Source organism: Hyphomicrobium sp. (assembly GCF_003987855.1).
In the GTDB taxonomy this organism is placed as follows: Bacteria; Pseudomonadota; Alphaproteobacteria; order Rhizobiales; family Hyphomicrobiaceae; genus Hyphomicrobium_B.
Map to the genome: position 1 here is coordinate 208,031 of NZ_RXIZ01000001.1, position 16,744 is coordinate 224,774.

The window sequence follows — 16,744 nt, forward strand, 5'->3', positions numbered from 1 at the left end:
TTGTGGCCCGGGGACGTTTAATCGACAACTCTGCTCGCGTCGGACCGTCCAATTGACGCTTGGGTAAAGCGATCCTAGGTCTGTCACCGTGTCCAATGGATTTTGACCCATGAACCTTTGGTTCCGATTGCTTTGGGTGCTCATAACGGCGCGCCGTCGGGGACGTCTGACGCTGCCGAGCGACGGATCGGCTCTGACCTTCAGTGTTTGGCCTCACGATCTCGACATTTCATTCCATATGAACAATGGCCGCTACTTGACCCTGATGGATCTTGGCCGTCTCGATGTAATGGTCCGTTCTGACCTTTGGCGACAGGTTCTACGTTATCGCTGGACGCCTATCGCCAGCGCCGTGACGGTCCGATTTCAGCGCGAGTTGCGCCTGTTTCAGAAGTTCCGGCTTGAGACGCGTCTTCTGTGCTGGGGGACAAATCTCGTCGTAATGGAACAGACTTTCGTCCTCGATGGCGGTCCTCGAGACGGGCAGACCTCGGCGCGAGCGCTTTTCAAAGGCGGCCTTTACGACCGCAAGGAAAAGAAGTTCGTCGAGATTTCGCGTCTCATGAACCTCTTGGGCGTGTCGGAGGTCAGTCCTCCGGCAACACCTGAAGTCGAAGCATTTCTTCACGCCGATGACCAACTGAAACAGGTTGGAAGGACGTCGTCTCACCTCGGCGCCTGAGAGAACTAGCCATCAAGAATTCAACTTTTGGAGTTTCCGAAGAACGCCAGGCAGGACATCAGGGAGGTCCTCGGCGATCAGCCCAATTCCGAACGCCTCAGCCGCTGCACCGTGTAGCCAGACCGCTGCGGACGCTGCTTCGAATGCCGGCATGCGTTGTGCAAGCAGGCCAGTTACAAATCCGCTCAGGACATCGCCAGAGCCGGCTGTGGCGAGCCAAGGTGGCGCGTTCGAGTTGATGACTGCGCGGCCATCCGGGGCGGCTACGACTGTGTCAGCGCCCTTCAAGACGACCACCGAGCCGGAAAGCTTTGCCGCCTCACGCGCCCGCTCCACCTTGGAACCGCTAAGCACACCGAACAAACGTTTAAATTCGCCCTCATGTGGGGTCATGACGACTGGTTGAGACCGCTCTCGAATTGCTTCAAACAACGTCTCGGCCCGCGGCGACAGATCTCCATTCCGCGCGAGAAACCCCATTCCGCTATCGCTTCTCTCGCCCTCATCGGACGTCGTGAACGATGTCAGCGCATCGGCGTCGAGCGTTACTGCAGCCGATGACTTCAGGGTTGCTAGAACGTCGTTTGCCGTATCCTTGCCGACCGAAGCTCCCGGCCCAATCAACACAGCGTTCCGGCGCGTATCTCGCAAGAACTCAGCAAGCCCGGCGGCACCGGAAACCGATCGAACCATAACGGAGGTGACTTGCGTTGCCATGATCGCGGTCGCGGCGGCATTTCCGACCAAAGTCACCAGACCTGCGCCAATTCGCAGAGCGCCACGTGCCCCCAATCGGGCCGCCCCTGTTTGCAGAGCGGGGCCTGACACCACCACTGCGTGCCCTCGCTTATACTTGTGCCCCCCGCTCTTGGGCCAATTGAAGTGTTTCATCCAAAGAGCCGGATCGTTCTCATGAAGATCAGGCTTCAGCGTGGTGAGGACGCTCTCTGGAATCCCGATATCTGCGACAATGACCTCACCGCAAAGCTCGCGTCCCGGCAACAGCACGTGCCCGGGCTTTTTGCGGAAAAATGTAACTGTGCGGCGCGCCTCAACCGCGACTCCGCGCACCTCACCTGTCGTTCCATCAAGACCGCTTGGAACATCCACTGCCACGACGGGCAACCGGCTGGCATTTACGGCTGTCACGAGCTCGGCGGCCGCCCCTTCCAGCGGGCGCGAAAGGCCCGCGCCGAACAAGGCATCAACCACAAGATGCATACTCTGTAGAGCGTCCGGAGATGCTGGCCGAACTGGCAGCGGCCAACGCCGCGCCATCTCGGCCGCGTCGCCCCGAAGTGCATTTCGATCGCCCAGAAGAAAGAGCCGGACGTCGAAGCCGATGTCGCGCAGATACCGGGCAGCGACAAAGCCATCCCCTCCGTTGTTGCCGGGACCGCAAAGTACTGCAATCCGGGTATCGGGACCGCGCGTCAGTGTTTTGGCAACATCGGCGACGGCTTTGCCTGCCGCCTCCATGAGATCGATGCCGGCAATTCCGGCCTTGGCTGCCAACCGGTCCGCCTCTCCCGACTGCTCGGCAGTGAGAAGTTCATTCATTTCCGCATCCCGGATTTTTTTAAGCTCGCAGGACTGCCTCTAAATTCAGCGTCCTCGTCCCATTTTCCGCCGGCGCACAAATTTCCGCACAAAAATTGCGCAACCCGCACCATTTTAAGGCTTATTAAGTGAGCCATGACCCGCTATGAACCCGCATCGACCTGCTAAGCCAATGACATATGTGATGTTTCTCAAGAACGTCGCAGGTGGCACGGCCTCTGCTAGCCATGGGCGGCTGGGCGAGCGTGGGTTTCCAATGGCATGCTGTCCAAGATTTAAGGGGCTAAAATGAAAAAGATCGAAGCGATTATAAAGCCCTTCAAGCTCGATGAAGTCAAAGAAGCGCTACAAGAAATCGGCTTGCAAGGCATAACGGTCATCGAAGCTAAGGGCTTTGGGCGTCAAAAGGGTCATACCGAACTCTATCGGGGCGCCGAGTACGTCGTCGACTTCCTGCCGAAAGTGAAGATCGAAGTCGTTTTGAGCGATGACATGCTGGACAAGGCGATCGAGTCCATCCAAAAGGCCGCCAAAACTGGTCGGATCGGCGACGGTAAGATCTTTATCTCGTCCATCGAAGACGCTATTCGCATCCGGACCGGTGAATCCGGCCGCGATGCCATCTGATAAAAAAAGCGAACGAAACTCGATCACGCATGAACCGGCCTGAACGGCCAAACGACTTGGCACGCGTGAGTGGTGCGAATGCCTAGACAGGGGAGTGTCTATGAAGAATGCAAATGACGTCCTGAAGTTTATCAAGGACAAGGAAGCTAAGTTCGTGGACTTTAGGTTCACGGACACCAAAGGCAAGATGCAGCACGTGACGGCTGACGTCAGCACTGTCGACGAAGGCGTGTTTACGGACGGCTATGCCTTCGACGGATCTTCGATCGCTGGGTGGAAATCGATCGAAGCATCAGACATGACGCTGATGCCCGACGCGTCCACGGCTCACATCGACCCCTTTTTCGCACAGACGACCGTCGCAATCTTCTGCGACGTTCTAGAGCCTTCGACCGGCCAACCCTACGAGCGCGACCCACGCTCGATCGCCAAGAAGGCCGAGGCTTACATGATGTCGCTCGGGATTGGCGACAAAGTCTACTTCGGCCCTGAAGCAGAGTTCTTCATTTTTGACGACGTTCGGTTCGAAACCGAGATGTATGCGGTTGGCTATCAGGTCGACTCAAGCGAACTGCCGTCGAATTCCGGCGCGATCGTAGAGTCTGGCAATCTCGCTCATCGCCCGCGCGTAAAGGGCGGCTATTTCCCGGTGCCGCCGATCGACAGCGCCCAGGACATTCGCTCCGAGATGCTTTCTGTTCTCTCGGAAATGGGGGTTGCGGTCGAAAAACACCACCACGAAGTGGCGGCAGCTCAGCACGAGCTCGGCGTGAAGTTCGGTCCGATGATCACAATGGCCGATCACATGCAGATCTATAAATATGTCGTGCACAACGTCGCTCAGGCCTACGGCAAAACGGCAACTTTCATGCCGAAGCCGATTTACGGCGACAACGGCTCTGGCATGCACGTCCACCAGTCGATCTGGAAGGGCGGTCAGCCAATGTTCGCCGGCGACAAGTATGCCGATCTCTCGCAGATGTGCCTGCACTACATTGGCGGAATCTTGAAGCACGCGAAGGCGATCAATGCCTTCACCAACCCCTTGACCAACTCGTACAAGCGCTTGGTACCCGGCTTCGAAGCGCCTGTGCTGCTGGCTTATTCGGCACGCAATCGTTCTGCATCGTGCCGCATCCCTCACGTCTCGAGCCCGAAGGCGAAGCGTATCGAGATCCGTTTCCCCGATCCGGGCGCAAACCCATACTTTGCGTTCACTGCGATGCTGATGGCCGGCCTCGACGGCATTCAGAACAAGATCGATCCCGGCCCGGCGATGGACAAGAACTTATACGATCTGCCACCTGCCGAGCTCGCCAAGATCCCGACCGTTTCCGGTTCGCTCCGCGAAGCGCTCGACAACCTCGACAAGGACCGTGACTTCCTGAAGGCTGGCGGCGTCATGAACGATGACATGATCGACGCCTACATCGCGCTGCGCATGGAAGAGAACATGCGTTACGAGATGACGCCCCATCCCGTCGAGTACGACATGTACTACTCGGTCTGACGTTTCTTGATCGCGAGATTGACACTCAGAGGCGGTCCTTCGGGCCGCCTCTTTTCATGAGGGCCTCAGTAAAAGATCAGCACGCCGCCACAAACGGCGATCAGCGCATAATAGAAAAACTTCTGCTCTCTCACGAGAAACCAAGTGACGATGCTGCGGGGGATATCCGACCAGTTGCAACGTCCGATCGCGCCGAGCGTAAGGCCCAAAGCCATCCCCACGGCAACGGATTCAAACTGCAAACCTTGAGCTAGCGCCCGCACGTTCTCCGGCACATGACCCGAGATCCAGGGCATCACCGCCAAGCCTGCAGCGGCTGTCATCACACCGAAAGCCAGAACGGAAAAGAATGAGAGGATCGAGCGAAGGAACATGGCAATCGCGAACGCAAGAGGGTGTTGTAGCTTGTGCGAAACTAGCAGACGGACGCAAACAAACTATTAACCATGGTCTCGCGTTCGAAACCGCGTGTGCTGCGCGGGCAAAAATTGCGCGGGCCCCTACGACCGCTCGCGGAATTTGAAGACAAACAACGCGATCGCAGCAATCAGCATGATCACGATCACGAGCGCAACGAACCCCCATATCGGGTGATTGGTCATCGCGGCTCCCGCGCAAACCGGGCCAACCAGAGCGCCGCACTGATACATCATGATGTAAGCGGCGTTCAACGATGCCAGGTCGCCTTGTTTGCCATCGCCGATGATCGCCAAGCCGAAGGCGTAGAAGCCCAAGATAACACCGCCGATCATAAAGGCGGTCACAACCGCGGCGGTGGTATCGCGCAGGGCAAAGGGCAAAGCCAGTGCGAGCAGAATGAAAATGCCGATCGACACGATTGTCAAAGAGAAGCGGGAAACCTTGTCGGACAGCCACCCAAGGGGCAACTGCAGCACCACGCCTCCAACCGTCGTGATCGTCAACAGCGCAAGAGCCGGATCCTGACTCCAACCCGCGGCCAGTGCCACCGTGGGAATGAGAGACAAAATGGTGACTTCGGAGAACCCGCCAATAAAAGCAGAAATCATGGCGATGGGCGCCGACCTCAGCGCCGAAAGAATATCGTGGCGCGTGTCATGCTGAAAGGCCGGAGCCAGTTTTCGCCCGAATAGGATTGGCAGCCCTGACAGGATTGTGAGAGCCGCACCGGCTATGAACGGCCCAGGGCCGACGATCCCGAGCGCCTGTAGAAACACAGGGCCAATGGCGTAACCGGAGAAGAAGCCGATCGCGTAGATGGCGATGACGCGTCCCCTTGTCTCCTCCTGCGAGACGAGATTGATCCAGGTTTCGCCGGCGAGCCACGGCACCGCAAAGCCAGCGCTCATCAAGAGCCGGATGGCGATCCACGCCCAAGGCGACTGGAAAATGCCGAGTGCCAAGAAACCCAGCGCGCCGATGATGCAACCGCTCGCGATCGCATTCACCGGGCCGACCATCGTAATCAAGCGGGGCGCGATCGGAAGAGTAACCAGCAGGGCCAGACCCGGCACTGCACCCGCCAGACCGATCATCCAGCTCGGCTGACCCCATAGTTCAAACGTCAACGCCGTCAGCGGGAACCCAACGCCAAATGATATTCCCACGCCAAACGACGTGGAGATAATCGCAGCAAGGCTTAAGACTCGTTCGCGCGAGCTGTATTCGCGGTCTGAAGCGGCGGACATCGGGTTTCCCGTATTTCAACAGTGTTGGAATAATACTTGACGCGCTAAGGGGCAAGGGACAATTTCAACGCTGATGAAAGCGAGACACACGCGGGGACAAAGAGGGCTGATCGCGGCGGACCTAGTCCGAGCGGCGCTCATGGAAATAGAGCGTGCGGGATTGGAGGGTTTCAGTCTTCGCTGTGCGGCGCGCGCCATCGGTTGCGATGTGGCAACTCTCAGCTACCATTTTGGCTCCAAGGAAGGGCTCGAGCGCGCCGTGGCCGATAGCCTGCAAGCCGAGGTACATGCGCCGCAACGCTCTCTTCCTTGGCAGGAGCGCTTCGTCGCGATTGCCCGTACTTATCGCAAGATTGCAAAGCGCCATCCTAACGCCTTCGCGCTTCTTTTGCGCTTCTGGACGACCGGGCCTAGCGATCTGCAAGTCGCGGAGGAATGGCACAAAATTTTGTTCGACGCGGGATTACCGGAAGAGGAGATCCCTGCCCTTGGTTTTGCGACCTATGCCGCGATCCTCGGCGTCTGTTCGGGCGAAATCGGGGGACTCCTCAGCAAACCGAGCGCAGCCGAGCTTGCAAACATCGAACAGCAAGATGACCTGCCGCTGACCAAGAAGCTTCTGCCGATCTTTGCCCGGCTCCGAGACGAAGACGTTTTTGAAGCCGCGATCACAAACATTCTTCTCGGCATCGAGGCGCTGGCTGCACAAAAGAAATAGTCTGACGTGAGCCAGCCGCAGGGAAAGAGAGTGACCTAGGCGTGAACGGTCGCCAGTACGTCCGAGAGCGCATCGCTGAAGATGGCCAGATCTTCGTCTCGTCCGCACGAAACGCGGATGCAATGATCTAAACCTTTGATGATGGGTTTCCGAACGAAGACATCGCGCTCAAGAAGCCCTTGAAGCACTCGCGTCGCAAACGAACCATCCCGACCACAATCTATGGCAACAAAACTGGCCGCCGATGCGATAGCCTTAAATCCATTTCGGACGGCAACGTCGGATATGCGGTCTCTCGCCCCGGCGATCTGGGCGACCACATTCCCAAGATATTCCTGATCAAGAAGCGCTGCTCGCGCCCCGAGTTGCCCAACGCGATTGATGCCATAGTGATTTCGCACCTTGTCGAACGCCTCGATCGTGCTCCGTTCTGCCACCGCATAACCAATACGTGCACCAGCGAGACCATAGGCCTTCGAAAAAGTGCGATATCGGATCACTTGCGGGTTTGAAACGTCAATAGGAGGTGCCGTTCCGGAGGGAGCGGTGTCGCAGTAAGCTTCGTCCAGGACCAGCAGGGTTTGCGGTGGCAGCATCGCGATGAAGCTTTGGACATCTCCTGCAGTCCACCATGTCCCCATGGGACTGTTCGGATTGGACACATAGACCAGCGGAGCATTGATCGCCTTCGCCGTCTCGATGAGGCGGGGAACATCCTCGCGGAAATTGCTCATCGGAACCGCATGAACCCTTCCCCCATGCGCGAGCACGTGAAAGTTAAACGTGGGATAGGCCCCTTCGGTGGTGACGACATTGGTTTCAGGCGCGACAAAGAGTGCACACGTCAGGCCCAGCAATCCATCAATGCCCTCGCCCACCACGATGCAATCCATAGGGATACCGTGATGCTCGGCGATGGCCGCGCGCAAATCGTAGTTCTCAGGATCCGAGTACTTCCAGTTCTCCGCCGCCGCATCTTGCATGACGGCTATCGCCTTTGGCGATGGCCCGAAGATATTCTCGTTTGCCCCAAGTCGCGCTCGAAAAGCCCGTCCACGTGACCGCTCCATAGCCTCCGGTCCGACGAAGGGAACCAAGCGTGGGAGAGCCGCGATCGTGGCGGTGAACGGGGGACGGGACATGATGGGCTCGGCCGGTTGCGATCAGATGAGTCCGAGATCCGCTAGCTTCTTGCGCATCTCGTGCGGCATCGCCGCAGTCTGATCCTTCTTACCCGATTTAATGTCAGCGGGCGCGTCCGCTGCGTCTAGATAACGCCATCCCTGAAAAGCGCGCCGAGGCGTCGGTCGGACCAAAACCAGCTTAGGATCCAACATCAGGTTGCAGCAGGATGAACCGTCATCCTTGGCGCCATCCTCAAAGCCGATTAGCTTTTGCCGAACGAGAATGACGCCCCGGATCACCCAATAGAGCGATCCGCCTTCCAGCAACTCAGCCTGCCGCTTAGGCGTCTGAAATGTTCGATGATAGGCACAATCGATACCGTCTTTGCTCCGGCGACGACGATGTTTCGTCTGCCAAGCTGCAAGCTCGTCAACCGTGGTAACTCCGACGCAAAGCTTGACGAGGTTCAATGTCATCTGTGCGTTTTGCATCAGCTCCGGCTGAAGGGCAACTCCGCTATCCACACTGATCATTTCTTCGCAGAACAGGTCCCCGCATATTGGGCGAACACGGGCTGGCCAAACAGTCCAAAATGCCGTGAATGCACAGCAGGATACTTGCCCGTCGTCGGATCGCGGTCATAGATCGTCGTGAGGTTCAAAAAGCCCTCGTTGACGACCTCCAGAAAATGATTGGCGTTGATGGCTCTCACGATCTTGAGCCCATTGGCAGGTTTGTCCTTTACAATGAGGGAAGCCGTCTGACGCTCGAGGTCGACGTCGCCAATTTCAAATGCCAGATCCGCCGGGGGAGCCGCCTGGAATTTCCCCGCGTCATAGGTCCAGGAATAGCCTTGGTTGAAATCACACACAAAGTGGGTTGGAAAGTCATCTTGGGCAAAGGTGGGCGTTCCGCTCGCAAGCAGGGGGAGAACGACACACAGCCAACGATTCCGCATTGGATTACCTGTCACGAAGCGAGAACATCATGGACCCGGCCAAGCGCCGATCCGAAAAGCAATACGATCTCGCCGACCGGCGTCAATGCCGCTCAAGTGTCTGCGGTACCCAGAGTTTGCCTTGAGGTTGCCCCGCTGGTGATATCGGTTATCCCGTCCTGTTCATGTGAGCTACCATGAGACCATCCCTGCTCCACGTCTTAGTCTGCCTAGCGCTGGCAATGCCATCGGCCGCTTTGGCGAAGAAGAAAAAGGAGGATGCTCCTGCCGACAAGCTGAGCTGCAAGCAGCTTTCTGGACGCATTCAGGTGAGCGTTATGGAGTTGCGAGGCTTCAAAGACCGCAATCAAGCATCTGCTTTATCCAGGGGAATACAAACAGGTTTCGCAGCGACCTTTGGGAACCTGTCGCACGGCGTGAACCCGCAAGGCGATTACGATGCAAAGGTCGCCGAGCTGCGAACTTATAACCAGCGGCTCGTTGAGAAAGGTTGCAAAAGCTACGACCTTGACGCCGAACTTCGCAAAAATGAGATCGACGACGTTCCTTCACCAACCATTCCCGCGCCCAAAAAGCCAAAGGCGGCAAGCGCGGCCCCTGCTCCGGCCCCTCAGTAAACTAGCGAGTGGCAAGCGTCGGCTCTCCTGACCGCGGGGTATTTTCAGTGTAGATTGACGTAATGACCAACCGGGCGTTTCCACCCATTGCGGCCCTTGCCGCGACGACATTCCCTTGGCCGCCCGTTCTCTTCGCCCTCGCCATCGTTATCGCCGAGGCTCTGACGGCCGTGACTCCGCTGCCCTGGCCCGGGCTCGACGATCTCCCAGCGCACTTTATTGGTATCGCCTTTGGGTTGCTGGGAATCCTGCTGATCGTATCCGCGTTCTTGGCACTCAGGGCGCACCGGACGACCTATCTTCCTCACCGTCCGGCGACGAAGCTCGTGACAACCGGACCTTACGTCAGGTTCCGCAATCCAATTTACCTTGGCGAAGTTCTGCTGCTCCTCTATGGAGCGCAAATAACGCTTTCAATTTGGTTCGTGGCAGCGGCACTGCTCTTCGCTATAGCGGTGACGTTGCTACAAATCATCCCGGAGGAACGTCATCTCGAAGCGACGTTCGGCGAGCAGTACCTTGCCTACAAAGCTCGATCGAGGCGCTGGATCTGACAACCGAATACCATGTCCGCAACCTATGCCGAAAAGGAACGGGAGTTCATCTCTGGGCTCGCCGAGGACACCGGAAAAGATCTGGCCGGCTGGATGAACGCCATCGCGCAAAGCGGGCATACGGAACGCAACGAAATCATCGACTGGCTCCGGCATCAGGGCTTCCAATTTTCTTGGGCATCCTGGCTCGAACGCATCCATCACAACGGCGGCCGCCTGATTTATGGAGACGATAGCAGCGCAGCGCGGATCCAGCCCCGCTCCACGGCCATTCGTGATCTCGTCGATGAGGAACCCCCATCTCGTCAGCGGCTCGTGGTAACGCCGTCTAGCCCTGCGCCGCCGGATAAAACCGTCCAGGGCCTGCTAACGGAGGCCAAAGGCTTGCGCCCACTCGCCGAGCATATCCTTCGTGAGGTTGGACGCGTTCGGCCGGATACTCGGTTTGAAGTGGCTGGACCGCTGGTAATGATGTCAGCGGCGAAGCCCTTTGCAGCTCTTCATCCCGCCCCAAAGCGGATCCGCCTTTACGCGAACTTCGGCCTGGAGGCCGCTCGAAGCAAACCTTCAGAAACAATCAACAAATCTCCTCCGCCATTTTCGCAAATGCTCGTACTCGACGACGTGCGCAGCATCGACGAAGAATTTCGGCGCATGATCCGTGCCGCATCCGCACGGTAACGTTTCGACAACACGCGACCTTCATAGATTGCATGCGCCACTGTAGGTCAGCACCATTGATTTGCCGGAATTTTCATCGCCATTGTCGCCCGGAGGCGCCTATGTCGGTCGAACGGAGGCCCAAAGCGGGCTATTTTCTTTCAATCTTTGCTGTTCTGCTCGCATTCTCGAGCAGCGCTCACGCGCAAGCCTCCAAGCGCGATGCCATCGCTGATTGGCTGAAAGCCGTCGAAGGCAAAACCGCCGACGATGTCAACGCCAACGCGCTCGATCCAACGAAAAAGCCATCCAAGCCGAGCGCGAAGGAAGAAGCTGCCAAAGCTGCGATGGCCGATCCTCGTGATGGGGATCCGCAGTACGAGCAGGCCAAGACGCTGATGGCAGCGATTGACGCCATTCTTCGGGATGCCGCCGACACTCGCGCCGGAACGAACAAGCTCCCAAGCCGCGACGACTACATCATTCCGCCGTTCTGGAAGGAGACTCGCGAAGATCGCAATGCCAAGGTGCGTGATCTCCTCGACGCTGCGCTTGCCGTGGTCACCAATTCTCCAGTGGTGGAAGTCCAGAAGCGTGTCGAGATGCTGCGCCACAATATTCGCGAGCTCGAAGACGCCAATGTGAAGCTGAAGGAGAAGCAACTCGTCGCGCCGAAGGATGCAAATTTCCCTGGCATCCTCACGGACACTGTATCATCGCTGCAGGACCAGATCGCAGAGAACAACAAGCGCATTGATGCGAACCGGTCAGAAATAAAGAACGCCAAGGCGGAGATAGTTGCCTCCCTCAAGGCGGCCGGAGTCGAGCTCACACAGGAACAGGTCGATCTTCTCCTCGACAGCGTACTCTCGGGCGATCTCGTTCGGCTCGTTGCCGTATTCAACGCTGCCAAGCTGATCGACGGGCAACTCGCCAAGCTCATCGGCTCGACCGGCGACAACATGGAAGCGGCCCGCCGATACTTCGCCATGCACGCCGCGCTTTTTGCCATGCTCGTCCAAGCGCAGGACGCGACGATCAGTAAGATCGATACGCAATACCTGCCCAAGCTTGACGCAATTATTTCCGATATCGCTTCCGCCCGCACCCGCACAGCTGAGTTGATGAAGGCTGACAACAGGCCGGATCAACAGCGTGCGCTCCAGTCAAACCAGGACAGTCAGAAGGTTGCTGATGAAGCGGCCAAGGCTTATCGTCGGTATCTTCAGCAGCAGCGCGAGCAGATTGCTGGGGCGCGCCTCAAGGCAACGCATGACCTCAAGATCGCCGACAACACTTACGAGACGGTCGAAGCGAGCGTGCAGCTCCGCAATTTGATTCGAGAAAGCTCGACATCGTTCGAAGCAATCCAGAGGCTCGAAGCCCCAAGCTTCGAACAGATCTTCAAAAGCGACGAGTTGCGTAGAGAATTCGAAGATCTCACCAGGAAACTTGACGCTCCGGCGAGCTGATGAGCGTGTGACATCCATGCAAGGCTTCTGTTTCCTTGCCGCATCGACTATGTTTCTCGTCGGACTATTACCGTAGTCCGATGAGCAGGTTTTCGATGGTTTTTACGGGACGAATTAGAGAGAGCGCGGCCGCGACCAAAACTTTCGGTTCGTTGCGGATCGATCGCCGCGTGCTTTCAACGCCGACGCGCACCATAGCAATTGCGAATATCGCCACCGTCAGCACGGGCACCCACGTCGCCCACCGGCCAATTGCGATCTATTGGCTTCTCACGCTTCTATTCGTCCTGATGGCTCTGGGCTCCATGCGCCCCGATTTCTCATGGGGACCACTTTCGCCGACGGGCGGAACGGTGGTGCTTGCTTTCCTAGCCGTCGTCTTTGCAGCGCTCGCTCTCCGCCCGGACGACAAGACACATTATCTCTTGATTTCCACGACCGACGGGGTGCTATCCCGTTTCACCGCGCCCGACCGCACCATTCTAGAGGAAGTCCGAACCTTACTGACGGACAAGATCAATCGCGGCGACGAAACGATGACGTTTAATGTCAGCTTCGAACGCGGGCATATCGAAAACATCGCTTCGCCTGGCGCCCAACCGGCCGCGCTACCATCGCCATCGTCTGTTGAACATGGAGCGGCTCACGCTGGCCAATCGTCTCGGATACCCGAGGAACGCTCGCAACCGACAGGCGGTCGCCAGCGCCAAAACCCGGCTGAAAATCAGCGTCCTCCAGCGCGCCCAACACGCCCTCAGCCCACGTTGGCTGCGCCGATGAATGGGAACAACGTGGCGAACGCGCCCGCCGCCGAGACCTTCGTCGATTACAGCGGTGTCTTGCCGGCCATCGTTGAAATGCATCGCTTCTACGCCCGCCAAACCGGCACGCAGCATCTTGAGCAGCGGCTTTCCGAGCTTGAACTCCTGATGCGCGCAGGCACGCCCACGAATTCGCAAAAGATCCGTCTTCGCGAACTATCTGGCGAGATGTCTCAAATCCTCGGCGCGTATCCGCAGGCCGTCGAACTCTTCGAACACATCAGCGGGCTCGTCTGAGGCTCGTCAGCGGCGATATTGCACGAATTCCGTGAGCGTGCCGATACTATCGTAAAGTTGGCGGGCGGTTGCGTTCTGCTCCTGGCTCGCCCAGTAGGTCCTGTCCGCTCCGCGAAGATCGGCTTCCGCGTAGACACCCTCGATCAATGCCCTTCCGACGCCGAGCCCACGCGCTTCTGGCGTGACAAACAAATCTTCAAGGTAGCAATACCAAGTCGGCGACCAAGTCGAACGATGGAAGACGAGAGCCGCGATTCCTACGATGGTCCCGGCCTCATTCACCGCAGCAAGCGCCATCATGTTGTCTTCCTGGTTGAGAAGCCGGCGCCATGTCTCTCCGATGACAGCCTCGGGAACCTTGGCCTTGTAGAAAACAATGTAATCGCGAAAAAGCTCGAGCCACCGTTCCCTATCTTCCGCCTCTACTCGTCGAACACTGATCATCGTACTGCTGCACCTCTTCTCCTGACAGAGGTGCTATGGCGCATTTAGATTCCAAAGTCAGCTCATGCCAGAGCTGCGACGAAGTCGGCTCTTGTTGTCAAATTGGTAAGAATGGAGGGACCAACGCGGCACTTCAGTAACAGGCTCCGCACGTATCGGTGGCGGTGATTGCCCGTTGCTTGATCATTCATGTTCGCATCCGTAAAAGTCCGTTCCGACTCCGACACGAAGTGAGACAGATGCGGCAGGCATTCGCCTATACCCTGGCTGTTGCGACCTTCTTAGGCCTCGCGGCGCACACCCCACTTTGGGCTGAGATCGAAGCCGGCGGCTCCGTCAAAGCGGATGCCTGCGCAGGCGACACGACGCGGTTGGGTGTGTCTCGCATCGTCGAAATCGACACCGCGGGCGGTGTCGACGTCGGTGGCGACAAGGCTTCCGCCAAGCATCTTCTCAACGACGGCGAGGTCGTCCTGACGTTCGACGACGGGCCGATGAAATCCGTAACCGGCCCTATATTGAAGGCGCTCGCCGCTCAATGTACGAAGGCGACCTTCTTCATGGTCGGTCAGATGGCCCTTGCCGATCCCGATTTGGTCAAGGAAGTCATCGACGCGGGGCACACTGTCGGAACGCATACGTGGTCTCATAAGAACATCCACGTCATTTCCACAGCGAAGGCGCAGCAGGAGATTGAAGCGGCAGTTTCCTTGGTCTCAAAAGCCAAGGGTTCGCCCGTCTCGCCACTGTTCCGTTTCCCGTATCTGAATTCAACGAAGCAAACCGAAGCTTACCTCAAGACCCGGAATATCGGCACGATATGGGTTGATATCGACTCCAAGGATTACCGGACGAGAAGCGCAAAGGTCGTTGAGCAAAACATTCTCTCGCAGCTCGCCAAGGAGAAGAAGGGCATCATTTTGATGCACGACATTCATCCCTGGACGGCCGCGCAGGTTCCCGACCTTCTGAAAGAACTGCACGATCGGGGCTACAAAGTCGTGCAACTCGTCCCGAAAGGACAGACCGAAACGATCGCGTCCTACGATGCTGCCGCGGAGAAGGCGCTTTCCGCCAAACTAGCGGCAAAAAAAGCCAACCCGATGGTCTCGCGCTCGATCGTCTGGCCAATGTCCGCTGCTCCGACCGCAGAAAATGTTCCGTCGGCGGGAACGCGACACCGGTTGCCTGCCCGTTATCGCAAGGTTGCGACGAAGCCGGATGTGGCTGATGGCGGCTCCGACGATGCAGCGCCGGTTAAAATTCCCGTCTCCAAATATCGAAGAGCCGGCAAAGCCAAAGATGACGCGTCTCCCTGGCAATTCTTCAATTAATCTATCGCGATCTCGCAGTTAGCCAGGACCCGCGTCTGACCGAGCTGCGCCACCGGCAAGCCCGGCAGCGCTCAGCTCGGCTCCGAAATCGCCTTCCGCTAAGAAGCCGAGGCTGCGGGAGCAACGGAAGGAGCATGCGCGGAGATCGCGTCTCTGAGTGCCTGCTCCTTGGTGTGATCGAGAGAAGTCTTGAGCACGACACCACCGGTGCCTTTGATCGCTTCGAGTACCTTGTCTTCGGTCATCTTCTTGATTTCGACGAAGAGAGCGGCGTTTCCGGGTTGAAGGCTCTCCGCAAGATTCTTCATAAAATCATCGTTGATGCCGTAGTCCGCCAGCGCACCGCCGAGTGCTCCCGATGCCGCACCCACGGCTGCACCAAGCAGCGGCATGAGAAAGATCATCCCAACCAGCGTTCCCCAGAACCCGCCCGACAGCGCACCGGCTGCCGTTGTGTTGATGAGCTGATTAAGCTTTACCTTCCCGTCCTCATGTTTAACGGCGATAACGGCGTCCCCGATCTCAATTAGATATTCCTTCTGAAGATCGAAAAGCTTCGTGCGCATCTCCTCGGCTTTGGCTTCCGACGGATAGACGATGACGACGAGATCAGACATTGGGGCAACTCCAACAGTTAGACTTCGAACCTATACCTCGAGGTTCTGCACCTATTTGCCAACGAAATAGATCAAATCGACGAAACTAACTTGCACGGTCTTGTCGGCCTTCCACCAAGGCCTAGCCGCACACCACGGTTCGCAACGGTTAAGAGGGCTTGCTTTCTGTTTTTTAAGCCGTTGGACGGATTCCGGAAAGCTTGGCTTAGGCAATTTCTTATCACCCCCAGCCTGGGACGCGTGTTTCCCCCCGACGCGCGCACCCCTCCATGATCAGGAACGATAGGAATGGAAGACACACGCATGAGCCCGCCAAAGTCTGGCTCCGTCATGATGATCGCGAAACACAAATCCAAACTCGCGGCTTGTGCGGCCGCCATCGCAATCATCGGAGCGGGATCTGCCTATGCGGCTGATAAATCTTCGAACTCATTGTTAACGCCTGTTGCCGACCTCAGCGGCCCGAGCTCCGCGTCTCAGGGTGTGCCAAGCTTTGCCGATCTGGTGGAACGGGTTAAGCCGGCCGTCGTTTCGGTGTTTGTTAAGGCAGAGCAGGTCGATGACGTTGCCGACACGCAAGGCCAGGGCGAGAATCCGCTCCAAGGTCTGCCCTTCCAGTTCGGTCCGCAATCGCAGGAGCAAAACGGCCATCAGCAGCCCCACCTGATGCAAGCTCAGGGCTCAGGATTTTTCATTTCAGGCGATGGCTACTTGATCACGAACAACCACGTCGTTGATCACGCCAAGACGGTCGAGATCATGACCCCGGACGGTAAGCGCTTTAAAGCTAAGGTCGCCGGAACCGATCCAAAGACGGACCTCGCATTGCTCAAGGTCGATGGTTCATCTGACTTCCCCTATGTGCGCTTCGCCTCCAAGTCACCCCGGATCGGCGATTGGGTCGTCGCGATGGGGAACCCGTTCGGACTGGGTGGAACGGTGACCGCTGGTATCGTCTCGGCAAACGGCCGTGATATCGGCTCGGGCCCATACGATGATTTCATCCAGATCGATGCCCCGATAAACAAAGGCAACTCCGGCGGCCCGACCTTTAACCAGAATGGCGAAGTCGTTGGCGTAAACACCGCGATCTTCTCGCCGTCCGGCGGCTCAGTTGGTATTGCGTTCGATATCCCCGCTG

General features: G+C 57.6%; 19 protein-coding genes. 11 read left to right on the plus strand and 8 right to left on the minus strand.

The window, feature by feature from the left end; genetic code table 11:
• Window positions 1-109 precede the first annotated feature (109 nt).
• Window positions 110-682, plus strand: coding sequence for a thioesterase family protein (locus EKK30_RS00995; protein ID WP_290978891.1), 573 nt, complete (start codon window positions 110-112; stop codon window positions 680-682).
• A gap of 12 nt (window positions 683-694) precedes the next feature.
• On the opposite strand, the gene EKK30_RS01000 is transcribed toward EKK30_RS00995, so the two are convergent.
• A complete protein-coding gene (locus EKK30_RS01000) occupies window positions 695-2,242 on the minus strand; it encodes an NAD(P)H-hydrate dehydratase (protein ID WP_290978894.1) in 1,548 nt (515 codons plus the stop codon).
• A 288-nt stretch (window positions 2,243-2,530) separates the two neighbouring features.
• Here EKK30_RS01000 and EKK30_RS01005 point away from each other — a divergent pair, with 288 nt between their 5' ends.
• Together EKK30_RS01005 and glnA are read left to right on the plus strand one after the other, a co-directional pair.
• Window positions 2,531-2,869 carry a P-II family nitrogen regulator gene (locus EKK30_RS01005; protein WP_290978897.1) on the plus strand — a complete coding sequence of 113 codons (339 nt, stop codon included), beginning with the start codon at window positions 2,531-2,533 and terminating at the stop codon, window positions 2,867-2,869.
• Window positions 2,870-2,969: 100 nt separating this feature from the next.
• Window positions 2,970-4,379 carry a type I glutamate--ammonia ligase gene (glnA, locus tag EKK30_RS01010; protein WP_290978899.1) on the plus strand — a complete coding sequence of 470 codons (1,410 nt, stop codon included), beginning with the start codon at window positions 2,970-2,972 and terminating at the stop codon, window positions 4,377-4,379.
• Window positions 4,380-4,444: 65 nt separating this feature from the next.
• Here the strand turns inward: glnA and EKK30_RS01015 are convergent, their stop codons facing one another.
• Window positions 4,445-4,753: a hypothetical protein gene (locus EKK30_RS01015; protein WP_290978901.1), complete on the minus strand. Its 309-nt coding sequence runs from the start codon at window positions 4,751-4,753 to the stop codon at window positions 4,445-4,447.
• A 126-nt stretch (window positions 4,754-4,879) separates the two neighbouring features.
• The gene (locus EKK30_RS01020; protein WP_290978903.1) at window positions 4,880-6,046 is read right to left on the minus strand and encodes an MFS transporter; all 1,167 of its coding nucleotides are present in this window, start codon (window positions 6,044-6,046) and stop codon (window positions 4,880-4,882) included.
• 73 nt (window positions 6,047-6,119) lie between these two features.
• On the opposite strand from EKK30_RS01020, the gene EKK30_RS01025 reads away from it, so the two are divergent.
• Entirely contained in the window at window positions 6,120-6,764 is a 645-nt protein-coding gene (locus EKK30_RS01025) for a TetR/AcrR family transcriptional regulator (RefSeq protein ID WP_290978906.1), read from the plus strand.
• Window positions 6,765-6,799: 35 nt separating this feature from the next.
• On the opposite strand, the gene EKK30_RS01030 is transcribed toward EKK30_RS01025, so the two are convergent.
• Genes EKK30_RS01030 through EKK30_RS01040 form a run of 3 tightly spaced genes read right to left on the minus strand, consistent with a single transcriptional unit; the run spans window position 6,800 to window position 8,847 of the window.
• Entirely contained in the window at window positions 6,800-7,906 is a 1,107-nt protein-coding gene (locus EKK30_RS01030; RefSeq protein WP_290978909.1) for a pyridoxal phosphate-dependent aminotransferase, read from the minus strand.
• Window positions 7,907-7,927: 21 nt separating this feature from the next.
• Window positions 7,928-8,380 carry a DUF1489 domain-containing protein gene (locus EKK30_RS01035; RefSeq protein WP_290978913.1) on the minus strand — a complete coding sequence of 151 codons (453 nt, stop codon included), beginning with the start codon at window positions 8,378-8,380 and terminating at the stop codon, window positions 7,928-7,930.
• Window positions 8,381-8,418: 38 nt separating this feature from the next.
• The gene (locus EKK30_RS01040) at window positions 8,419-8,847 is read right to left on the minus strand and encodes a hypothetical protein (RefSeq protein WP_290978916.1); all 429 of its coding nucleotides are present in this window, start codon (window positions 8,845-8,847) and stop codon (window positions 8,419-8,421) included.
• 176 nt (window positions 8,848-9,023) lie between these two features.
• On the opposite strand from EKK30_RS01040, the gene EKK30_RS01045 reads away from it, so the two are divergent.
• The 5 genes from EKK30_RS01045 to EKK30_RS01065 all read left to right on the plus strand — a co-directional run bounded on the left by EKK30_RS01045 (window position 9,024) and on the right by EKK30_RS01065 (window position 13,208).
• Window positions 9,024-9,464 carry a hypothetical protein gene (locus EKK30_RS01045; RefSeq protein WP_290978919.1) on the plus strand — a complete coding sequence of 147 codons (441 nt, stop codon included), beginning with the start codon at window positions 9,024-9,026 and terminating at the stop codon, window positions 9,462-9,464.
• Between the two features lie 62 nt (window positions 9,465-9,526).
• Window positions 9,527-10,018, plus strand: coding sequence for an isoprenylcysteine carboxylmethyltransferase family protein (locus EKK30_RS01050; RefSeq protein WP_290978922.1), 492 nt, complete (start codon window positions 9,527-9,529; stop codon window positions 10,016-10,018).
• Between the two features lie 12 nt (window positions 10,019-10,030).
• Window positions 10,031-10,699 (plus strand): DUF5655 domain-containing protein, encoded by a 669-nt coding sequence (locus EKK30_RS01055; protein ID WP_290978925.1) that lies wholly within the window; start codon window positions 10,031-10,033, stop codon window positions 10,697-10,699.
• A gap of 101 nt (window positions 10,700-10,800) precedes the next feature.
• Window positions 10,801-12,150 (plus strand): hypothetical protein, encoded by a 1,350-nt coding sequence (locus tag EKK30_RS01060; RefSeq protein WP_290978928.1) that lies wholly within the window; start codon window positions 10,801-10,803, stop codon window positions 12,148-12,150.
• Between the two features lie 95 nt (window positions 12,151-12,245).
• On the plus strand, window positions 12,246-13,208 hold the full coding sequence (locus EKK30_RS01065) for a DUF6232 family protein (protein WP_290978931.1): 963 nt from the start codon (window positions 12,246-12,248) through the stop codon (window positions 13,206-13,208).
• Between the two features lie 6 nt (window positions 13,209-13,214).
• Here EKK30_RS01065 and EKK30_RS01070 read toward each other — a convergent pair whose 3' ends face one another.
• Window positions 13,215-13,652, minus strand: a complete 438-nt coding sequence (locus tag EKK30_RS01070) for a GNAT family N-acetyltransferase (RefSeq protein ID WP_290978934.1) — start codon at window positions 13,650-13,652, stop codon at window positions 13,215-13,217.
• A gap of 239 nt (window positions 13,653-13,891) precedes the next feature.
• Between EKK30_RS01070 and EKK30_RS01075 the strand changes: the two genes are divergently transcribed.
• Window positions 13,892-14,986, plus strand: coding sequence for a polysaccharide deacetylase family protein (locus EKK30_RS01075; RefSeq protein ID WP_290978937.1), 1,095 nt, complete (start codon window positions 13,892-13,894; stop codon window positions 14,984-14,986).
• Between the two features lie 98 nt (window positions 14,987-15,084).
• Here EKK30_RS01075 and EKK30_RS01080 read toward each other — a convergent pair whose 3' ends face one another.
• Window positions 15,085-15,603 (minus strand): DUF1269 domain-containing protein, encoded by a 519-nt coding sequence (locus tag EKK30_RS01080; RefSeq protein WP_290978940.1) that lies wholly within the window; start codon window positions 15,601-15,603, stop codon window positions 15,085-15,087.
• Window positions 15,604-15,891: 288 nt separating this feature from the next.
• Here EKK30_RS01080 and EKK30_RS01085 point away from each other — a divergent pair.
• The coding region (locus EKK30_RS01085) for a trypsin-like peptidase domain-containing protein (protein WP_290978944.1) at window positions 15,892-16,744 on the plus strand (853 nt) is incomplete at its 3' end.

Excerpts from the sequence above, each read along its gene's own strand:
- EKK30_RS00995 (WP_290978891.1), top strand. The coding sequence starts at position 110 with ATGAACCTTTGGTTCCGATTGCTTTGGGTGCTCATAACGGCGCGCCGT.
- EKK30_RS01030 (WP_290978909.1), bottom strand. The coding sequence starts at position 7,906 with ATGTCCCGTCCCCCGTTCACCGCCACGATCGCGGCTCTCCCACGCTTG.
- EKK30_RS01025 (WP_290978906.1), top strand. The coding sequence starts at position 6,120 with ATGAAAGCGAGACACACGCGGGGACAAAGAGGGCTGATCGCGGCGGAC.
- EKK30_RS01070 (WP_290978934.1), bottom strand. The coding sequence starts at position 13,652 with ATGATCAGTGTTCGACGAGTAGAGGCGGAAGATAGGGAACGGTGGCTC.
- EKK30_RS01065 (WP_290978931.1), top strand. The coding sequence starts at position 12,246 with ATGGTTTTTACGGGACGAATTAGAGAGAGCGCGGCCGCGACCAAAACT.
- EKK30_RS01060 (WP_290978928.1), top strand. The coding sequence starts at position 10,801 with ATGTCGGTCGAACGGAGGCCCAAAGCGGGCTATTTTCTTTCAATCTTT.
- EKK30_RS01020 (WP_290978903.1), bottom strand. The coding sequence starts at position 6,046 with ATGTCCGCCGCTTCAGACCGCGAATACAGCTCGCGCGAACGAGTCTTA.
- EKK30_RS01075 (WP_290978937.1), top strand. The coding sequence starts at position 13,892 with ATGCGGCAGGCATTCGCCTATACCCTGGCTGTTGCGACCTTCTTAGGC.
- EKK30_RS01005 (WP_290978897.1), top strand. The coding sequence starts at position 2,531 with ATGAAAAAGATCGAAGCGATTATAAAGCCCTTCAAGCTCGATGAAGTC.
- glnA (WP_290978899.1), top strand. The coding sequence starts at position 2,970 with ATGAAGAATGCAAATGACGTCCTGAAGTTTATCAAGGACAAGGAAGCT.
- EKK30_RS01040 (WP_290978916.1), bottom strand. The coding sequence starts at position 8,847 with ATGCGGAATCGTTGGCTGTGTGTCGTTCTCCCCCTGCTTGCGAGCGGA.
- EKK30_RS01015 (WP_290978901.1), bottom strand. The coding sequence starts at position 4,753 with ATGTTCCTTCGCTCGATCCTCTCATTCTTTTCCGTTCTGGCTTTCGGT.
- EKK30_RS01055 (WP_290978925.1), top strand. The coding sequence starts at position 10,031 with ATGTCCGCAACCTATGCCGAAAAGGAACGGGAGTTCATCTCTGGGCTC.
- EKK30_RS01080 (WP_290978940.1), bottom strand. The coding sequence starts at position 15,603 with ATGTCTGATCTCGTCGTCATCGTCTATCCGTCGGAAGCCAAAGCCGAG.
- EKK30_RS01035 (WP_290978913.1), bottom strand. The coding sequence starts at position 8,380 with ATGCAAAACGCACAGATGACATTGAACCTCGTCAAGCTTTGCGTCGGA.
- EKK30_RS01045 (WP_290978919.1), top strand. The coding sequence starts at position 9,024 with ATGAGACCATCCCTGCTCCACGTCTTAGTCTGCCTAGCGCTGGCAATG.
- EKK30_RS01000 (WP_290978894.1), bottom strand. The coding sequence starts at position 2,242 with ATGAATGAACTTCTCACTGCCGAGCAGTCGGGAGAGGCGGACCGGTTG.
- EKK30_RS01050 (WP_290978922.1), top strand. The coding sequence starts at position 9,527 with ATGACCAACCGGGCGTTTCCACCCATTGCGGCCCTTGCCGCGACGACA.